This window comes from uncultured Pluralibacter sp., assembly GCF_913775985.1.
In the GTDB taxonomy this organism is placed as follows: Bacteria; Pseudomonadota; Gammaproteobacteria; order Enterobacterales; family Enterobacteriaceae; genus Pluralibacter.
Map to the genome: position 1 here is coordinate 1 of NZ_CAJYMB010000084.1, position 7,911 is coordinate 7,911.

Annotated in this window: 6 protein-coding genes; 2 read left to right on the top strand and 4 right to left on the bottom strand. The window is 59.7% G+C overall.

The features are described 5' to 3' along the window. Together QZ766_RS08795 and QZ766_RS08800 are read left to right on the top strand one after the other, a co-directional pair. Positions 1–1,271 (top strand): ABC transporter ATP-binding protein (locus QZ766_RS08795; protein WP_297200339.1); only part of this gene is annotated, 1,271 nt, incomplete at its 5' end. A gap of 114 nt (positions 1,272–1,385) precedes the next feature. Continuing rightward, a complete protein-coding gene (locus tag QZ766_RS08800) occupies positions 1,386–3,551 on the top strand; it encodes a TonB-dependent siderophore receptor (protein ID WP_297200342.1) in 2,166 nt (721 codons plus the stop codon). A 62-nt stretch (positions 3,552–3,613) separates the two neighbouring features. Here the strand turns inward: QZ766_RS08800 and QZ766_RS08805 are convergent, their stop codons facing one another. The 4 genes from QZ766_RS08805 to QZ766_RS08820 form a co-directional block, all read right to left on the bottom strand. Next, a complete protein-coding gene (locus QZ766_RS08805; protein ID WP_297200345.1) occupies positions 3,614–4,918 on the bottom strand; it encodes a sorbosone dehydrogenase family protein in 1,305 nt (434 codons plus the stop codon). Further along, positions 4,915–5,355 (bottom strand): DUF2231 domain-containing protein, encoded by a 441-nt coding sequence (locus QZ766_RS08810; protein ID WP_297200348.1) that lies wholly within the window; start codon positions 5,353–5,355, stop codon positions 4,915–4,917. Before QZ766_RS08810 ends, QZ766_RS08805 begins: the two co-directional genes overlap by 4 nt. Before the next feature lie 368 nt (positions 5,356–5,723). Next, positions 5,724–7,046 (bottom strand): cation:dicarboxylase symporter family transporter, encoded by a 1,323-nt coding sequence (locus QZ766_RS08815; RefSeq protein ID WP_297200351.1) that lies wholly within the window; start codon positions 7,044–7,046, stop codon positions 5,724–5,726. Between the two features lie 222 nt (positions 7,047–7,268). After that, positions 7,269–7,874, bottom strand: a complete 606-nt coding sequence (locus QZ766_RS08820) for a glutathione S-transferase (RefSeq protein WP_297200354.1) — start codon at positions 7,872–7,874, stop codon at positions 7,269–7,271. Between the last annotated feature and the right edge of the window lie 37 nt (positions 7,875–7,911).

Consider the following 7,911-nt stretch of genomic DNA (forward strand, 5'->3'; position numbering starts at 1 on the left):
CCTTTTTCCTCGAGTGGCGCGTCGGGGTACTGCTGCTGCTGGGGGCCGCATGGGCCGCGCCGCTGCTGCTGAGCGCCCGCCGCCGCGCCGGGGAAGATTTCCAGCGCATCGACGCCGCCGACGCGGAAGCCAGCGCGGCGATAGTCGAGTACGTGCAGGGGCAGGCAATGCTGCGTGCCACCGGACGCTCCGGGAATGACGCCCCGTGCCTGAGGCATGTTTTCGCCCGCCAGCATCAGGCCCAGCACGCCAGCGGCGACACGGTAGCGCGTATTGCCGCCGCCCAGCTGCGGGTGCAGCTGACCCTGGCCGCCGCCGGGGCGCTGGGGATCTGGCTGTTTGTCACCGGTGGACTGCCGCTGGCCTCGCTGCTGTGCCTGATTGTGCTGCTGGCGCAGATGGTGGAGCCGCTGACCCTGGGGATGTCGATGGTGCGGCTGTTCGAGCTGGCGGATGCGGCCCTGCAGCGGGTTAACGCCCTGCTGGCGGAGCCGGATCTGGTCACCGAAGCGCCGGCGCAGGTGCCGGCGGATTTTGACTTCCGGCTGGAGGCGGTCACGTTTCACTATCAGCAGCAGCCCCGCCCGGTGCTGCGCGAACTCTCCCTGACGGTGCCTGCCCGCTCGCTGACCGCGTTGGTGGGGCCCTCTGGCGGCGGTAAAACCACCCTGACCCGGCTGATGAGCCGCTTCGCCGATCCGCAGCAGGGCCGCATTCTGCTGGGGGGCGCGGATCTGCGCCATATTCCGCCGGAGCAGCTGCTGACCTACGTGGCGGTGGTGTTTCAGGACGTCTGGCTGATGGACGACACCCTGGCGCGCAATATCGCCCTCGGCAAGCCGGATGCCAGTCAGGAGGCCATCGAGGCCGCCGCCCGCCGGGCGCATATCCACCACGCCATTGCCGCGCTGCCGAAAGGCTACGACACCCCGGCGGGTGAGGCGGGCAGCGCCCTGTCCGGCGGCGAGCGCCAGCGTATCGCCATCGCCCGGGCCATTCTGAAGGATGCGCCGGTGGTGCTGCTGGACGAGCCCACCGCGTCGCTGGACAGCGAATCGGAGTATTACGTCCAGCAGGCTATCGAGGCGCTGGTGGCGGAGAAAACGGTGGTGATTGTCGCCCACCGGCTCTCTACCGTGCGCGCGGCGGACCAGATTGCGTTTATTGACGAGGGCCGCTGCGCCGAGCTGGGCAGCCACGAGGCGCTGATGGCGATAGAGGACGGGCGCTACCGGGCGCTGGTTAATGCCCAGGCGCCGGGCGCGGAGTAAAAATTAAAGTCGGCAGACCGTTGCCAGCCGCGGGCAGAAACGCTATAACTGCCGCGCACAGCTGATGTTACTTTATAACATACTATTTTACTTTTTTTAGGGGAGTCTTTATTGATGCGCAGGTCTTTCAGAAATACGCCGCGGTTAACGCCGCTTGCCGTCGCGCTGATGGCGCTGATGGCGCCACTTTCGGCGCTGGCGGAGGAAACGCTAAACGTGGTGGCCGATAGCGGGAATTCCGACGGCAGCCTGCTGGCGAAATCCAGCAACAGCGCCACTAAAACCAATACGCCGCTGCTGGAGACGCCGCAGTCCGTTTCGGTGATCACCCGCCGGCAGATGGATCTGCAGAACGTGCGTTCCCTGAACGAGGCGCTGCGCTATACCCCCGGGGTAGCGGCAGAGCAGTGGGGCGGGGTGACCGCCTTCGATCAGTATTCGATTCGCGGCTTTAACTACGGCGCGACGGGCTTTAACGATGAGTTCCTTGACGGCCTGCGGATGAATAACGGCATCATCTACGGGACGCAGCAGGTGGATCCGTTCCTGCTGGAAGATATTACCGTGCTGCGCGGCCCGGCATCGGTGCTGTACGGCCTGGCCAATCCCGGCGGTATTGTCACCATGAACAGCAAGCTGCCGGTGGCTAAGACCATCCGCCACGTCGAGCTGGAGGCCGGTAACCACGAGTACCAGCGTGGCTCGTTTGACGTTGGCGGTAAAGCCACCGACGACGGCAGCATTCTGTACCGCATCGTCGGCACCGGCGATACCCGCAACGGGCAGGAGCACAACACCACCGCGCGGCGCTGGGCGCTGGCGCCGTCGGTGACCTTCATTCCCGATGACTATAACAAGCTGACGCTGTACGCCCGGGTCCAGCACGATCCGCGCCTCGGCGCCCAGACGTCGCTGCCGGTGGAAGGCACCGCGAAATATAACCCGAACGGTAAATTGCCCACCGACGCCTATCCCGGTGACCCGTACCACAACAAATTTTCCCGCCGCCAGGCGGCGGTGGGCTACAGCGCCGAGCACTTCTTTAATGATGACTGGTCAACCCTGTTGACCGGGCGCTACAGCGGAAACACCACCAAGTACAAGGCGACGATCTTTGGTGGCCTGCATCAGGACGATATGCGCACCATCGACCGCATGCGGGTGGGTTCGGACGAGCACTTCAACACCATCAACCTGGATAACCAGCTGCGCGGACACTTCGCCACCGGCGAGGTGGACCACCAGCTGCTGGTGGGGATGAACTGGGATCGCTTTAACGGGCACGGCAACTACGCGATGGGCACTGCGACCCCGCTGGATATCTATAAGCCGGACTACCACAACGCCCAGTACAGCCCGATGGGTGATTATCAGAACAACCGGATCATGAATACCCAGACCGGGCTGTACGCGCAGGATCAGCTCAGCTACCAGCAGTGGCGCGCTACCGTCGGCGTGCGTCACGACTGGTCAAGCCAGCGCAACTCCAATTTGATGCCTCTGGCGCGCGGTGATAATACCCGCCAGCGCGACGAGGCCACCACCTGGCGGGCGGGGATTAACTATTTGTTCGAGAACGGCATCGCGCCGTACTTCACCTACGCCCAGTCGTTCCAGCCCACCAACTCCATGGACAGAAACGGGCGGATGTTCGACCCGTCTCGCGGCGAGCTGTACGAGGCGGGCATCAAGTACAAGCCGACGTCGATGGACGCGCTGTTTACTATCGCCGCCTTTAACCTCACCCAGGATAAAGCCCTGGCCACCGATCCGGTGTTCTCCCAGGCCTTCGTGCAGGACGGTAAGATTCGCTCCCGCGGCGTGGAGCTTGAGGCGCGCGGGCAGGTGAGTGAGCAGTTCAGCGTCGTGGGCGCCATGACCTGGCAGGATGTGGAGTACACCCAGTACAGCGAGCGTGAGGTGGTGGGCCGCCGTCCTCTGCGCATCCCGAGCCGCTACGGCTCCGTGTGGGTTGACTGGCAGGCGCCGGAAGGGATTGCGGTTTCCGGCCTCGGCGCAGGGGTTGGCGGACGCTTCACCAACGGCAGCAAGGGCGGCACCATGGAGAACCAGTTCAGCACCGCGGGCTACGGAGTGATGGACGCCGAGGTGCATTACGATCTGGGGCACCTGCTGCAGACCCTGAAGGGCGGCAAGGTGCAGGTTACCGCCCAGAACCTCACCAAGCGGGACTACGTCACCAGCTGCTTTACCGATACCCAGGGCTGCTTCTACGGTGCCGAGCGTGCGGTTATCGCCAAGGTTATCTGGGATTTCTGAGCCATAAAAAAACGCCCCTGCCGCAGCGGCGAGGGGCGTTTCATGTTGGTCTCACTGTGATGCTATTTCGCCGTTACCCGCCATACGCTATCCCCGACGTCATCGGCAACAATCAGCGCGCCGTCCTTATCCTGCGTTAGACCCACCGGCGCGCCGTACAGCGATTTCTCGTCTTTGGAGACAAAACCGCCCACTGCCATTTCCGGTTTACCGACCGGTTGACCGTTTTTAAAGGCGACAAAGCTTACGCGATAGCCGCTAAGTGGAATACGGTCAAAGCTGCCGTGCTCGCTGATAAAGGCACCGTCCCGGTATTTCTGCGGCAAATTGCTCCCGGTGTAGAACAGAATGCCCAGTGGCGCAACGTGAGAGCCGAGCGCGTAGTCCGGCTTAATTGCTTTAGCCACCATATCCGGACGCGGCGGCTGCACGCGATTATCTACATGCTTGCCGAAATAGCTCCACGGCCAGCCGTAAAAGCCGCCGTCCTGCACCGCCGTCATGTAGTCGGGCACCAGATCGGCGCCGATTTCATCTCGCTCGTTCACTACTGCCCACAGCCTGCCGCTTTGCGGGTTAATAGCCAGGCCAGATGGATTGCGCAGGCCGCTGGCGTAAATGCGGCTGGCACCGGTGGCCACGTCTACTTCCAGCACGTTGGCACGACGGTACTCTACAGCCAGTCCATTTTCGGTGATGTTGCTGTTAGATCCGACGCCAACGTACAGCTTTTTACCGTCGGCGCTGGCCTCCATCGCCTTTGTCCAGTGGTGGTTAATGGTATCCGGTAAATCGGCCAGTACGGTACCCGGCGTACTGATATGAGTTTCACCGGTCTGGTACGGGAAGCGACGAATATCGTCAGCCGTTGAGACATACAGCGAATCACCGATAAGCTGAATGCCAAACGGCGATTTTAAATTTTCAATGAACGTGTGCTTTTCCCAGCCGTCGCCTGCTTTGCGCAGCAGGGTAATCCGATTGCCGCCCGGGCGGCCTTTGCCTGGAATGTTTTTGATAAAGCCTGAAATCACCTGCTTTGGCGTGGTAATCGGCTCTTCACCAGGGCTATTGCTCTCGGCCACCAGAATATCGCCGTTGGGCAGGGTATAGACGTTACGCGGGTGCATCAGACCACCGGCGATTCTCTCTATTTTCAGGTCAGGCGCGACCTGCGGCGTGGCGCCTGATGTCCAGCCTACACCGGTGGGCACCTGAAGCGGCGGGATTAAAAAGTCTTGCGCCTTTGGCAGCGACGGCTCTGGCCCGCTTTGCTGGGCCTGAGACAGCGTGGCTTTTTGATCGCAGCCGGCCAGCGCCAGTGAAAGCGTCAGCATTACGGGGACAGCAAGCATTACTTTATTCATGATGAAACTCCCCCGGTGGCGTTACGACGGGTGGAAACAATAATATTTGCAATCAACAGGCATATCACCGTAATTGCTGAGCAAATGACGGCTTGCGGTACGGCAGCATAGGCATCGCGCGCGTGGACAAAACAGTTGAGAATAGCCACGAGAATAGCAATCAGGTTCAGCCAGAAGTCGATTTTACCTGCGGGCAGGGTGCGGCGTGCGGCGCTGAACCAGACCTGAACCAGATTAATAACTCGGGGGATCACGGCAAATAATAGGGCGATAAGAATGAGCCAGCTGGCGCTCTTGGTCCACATCAAGTTAGCGCTGTAGACGTAAATGATGTCAAAAATAAGCGCTGCTATAAAAAGTCCGTACGGAATGGGATTGAGCAGATTAAAAATAACCTGCGCAATACCGCTCCTTCTTGCATGGGTATTTTCACTCATCATTTATTCCTCTGAAAAGGGATAAAGCGCGGTGGCTGTACGATTAGCCTGTTTTTCACGGATGCTACGCAACTTATTACTAATTGATTAATGCAGAAGATAACTCTGATATTGAGTCACTATTTATTATACTTAATTTTAACTTTGTGACATGTCTATTATGTAACTAAACACGCGGGCGGGTATCAGGTGGCGGGATAGGTAATTCTCGCAAAGTAAATATGGTTATTAATCTTGTTATCAGTAAATATTTATGAGTTATAAGATAGCTAATTTTGAAATAAATAAAATAGAGTCAGCCTGTAGTCATTATTGCCTGGCACTGCCTTATTTCATTTAGGGCGGTGCCGGGCATCTTACACGGGGGGTTATTTGCGCGTTGCGCTTTTGCGCAGCAGGCGGGTGGCGAGCACCCCGGACATCATTGAGCCGTTAACGTTCAGCGCGGTGCGGGCCATATCCACCACCGGCTCGATGGCGATGAAAATCCCCACCAGCGCCACCGGGAAGTTCAGGGTGGAGAGCACGATCAGCGCGGCAAAGGTGCCGCCGCCGCCGACGCCCGCCACGCCGATGGAGCCCAGCGCAATCGCCGGCAGTATCGCTGCCAGAAACGACAGCGAGAACGGATCGATGCCGACGGTTGGGGCAATCATCGCCACCATAATCGCCGGGTAGATGCCCGCGCAGCCGTTTTGCCCCATGCTGGAGCCGAAGGAGGCGGCAATGTTGGCGATGGTATTCGGCACGCCGAATTTTTCCTGGGCGGTAATGGCCAGCGGAATGGACGCCGCGCTGCTGCGGGAGACAAAGGCGAAGGTCAGGGCGGGCCAAACCGTTTTAAAGTAGTGCACCGGGTTGCGTCCGGTGAGCGCTACCAGCAGGCCGTGCACCACGAACATGGCCAGCACCGCGATATAGCAGGCGGCGATAAAGCCCAGCAGGCTGACGAACTGCTCCAGCCGGTAGGAGGAGAAGACTTTTGCCATCAGCGCCATTACGCCGTAGGGCGTCAGCGCAATAACGATGCGCACCATCTTCATCACCCAGAACTGAATGGCGTCAATGCCCGCGCCGATCCGTTCACCCTGTTCCGGTGCCTCTTTCTTCACTTTCAGCAGGGCGATGCCCGCCAGCAGGGTAAAGATAACGATGCCGATCACCGAAACGCTGCGCGCGCCGGTCAAATCGAGGAACAGGTTGGTGGGGATAAGCGAGGTTATCAGCGCCGGCAGGGAAATGGCCGCCGTTTTCGCCACGTCGTCGGCAGTCAGCGTCGACTGCAGGTGCGAAAAGGCGCTGGCATTCAGGCCGAGGGCGTGGGCGGTGACGAGGCCAATAAAGCCGGCGGTCATCACCAGAAACAGCATACAGCCGACGATGGTCAGCGACATGCGCCCGAGGCCCGCGCCGTGCTCCAGCTTATTAATCGCGGAGAGAATGGAGATAAAAATCAGCGGGATCGCCACCAGCTTGAGCAGGTTAACGTAGCCGTTACCGGCGATGCTGTACCAGTCAATGACGCTCTGGCGGGCATCGGCAGAGATAAAGTGCAGCGAGACGCCAGTCAGCGCACCCAGGAACATGGCAATAAACACGCTTTTTGACAGCGAGTCTTTGTGCAGGTCGAGTTTAAAAATGCCGTAGCTGCAAAGCAGGAAAAACGCGATATACGCGGAAAGGGTGAACATGATGTTGCCTCTTGCCCCATTCAGCACCTGAAATGCCGGAAAGAGAGGTATGGAAGTAATACCCGATCCTTTGTGTGGGATCGGCGCCGCCGGGGATTATAGAGAGTTAATCGCTTATTCACTACATTGATAAGGGATATTGTTCGGCTTCAGACGGCATAAAGGCACATTTTGCGTTGGGATAAAGCCGCAGGGGAGGCATACCTTCTGCCTCCCTCGGGATCAGTTCAGCGGCCAGGCGCGAAATGCCGGCAGCGGCTCGTGGCGATCGGCGAATGCCTGGATGTGCGGGAAGTCGGCGGCAATCACCACCTGCGCCAGCCGATGCTGAATAAAGCTCCAGACCACGGTGCCGGTCACGGCAACCTGATCCACACGGTCATGCGGGACGCGCTTCGCCAGCAGCGACTCCCACTCGCGGCAGGCGGCCAGCAGCTGGTGGGTCACCCGCTCAACCCACGGCTGGTGGCGCTTCTCTTCCGGGCGCAGACGGTGCTCGTAAACGTGCTGGACGGCCTTTTCGCTGGCGGCGAGGATAAAGCCCAGCAGCTGTACGTCTGCCGCCCGCCGCGTAACCTCCTGCGGCATCAGCGCGTGCCCGACGTCCGCGAGCGATTCGAAGTAATCAATAATCAGCGTGGAGTCCATCAGTCGGGTGCCGTCATCCAGCAGCAGCGTTGGAGCTTTGACCACCGGACTGAGGGCGGAAAAAGCCTCCAGATCCTTAAATACCGACAGCGGCAGGTTTTCAAACGCCGCGCCGTAGAGGTGCAGAGAAATAGCGGTGCGCCTGACGTAAGGGGAATCGAGGGTGCCAATGAGTTTCATTTATGCTCCGGAATAGTGGCTTAAAGATGCTGCCGGG